Source organism: Collinsella sp. TF11-5AC, from assembly GCF_003436775.1.
In the GTDB taxonomy this organism is placed as follows: domain Bacteria; phylum Actinomycetota; class Coriobacteriia; order Coriobacteriales; family Coriobacteriaceae; genus Collinsella.
Window position 1 is genome coordinate 10,834 of the sequence record NZ_QSQO01000005.1, and the last position, 262, is coordinate 11,095.

The window sequence follows — 262 nt, forward strand, 5'->3', positions numbered from 1 at the left end:
CTCGTATGTCGCAATTCGGGTATCTCATACCGCGGCACAGTCTTGACTGTGCTCGCGATCAGATGCTCCTCACTCATATATAAGTGAATTCTTCTTGTTTGGATCGGATGAATGATTGCTATCATTCTGTCTGATAAATCGCAGAAAAGAATCGAGTCTGGAAGAATGATCTTCCATCTCTCTCCTATCGCTATGCGGCTCTCAAGGTACGCGGGTGCGACCCCGGGGACCGGGTGCTGCGGGGACTTCCGGGCGACATCCA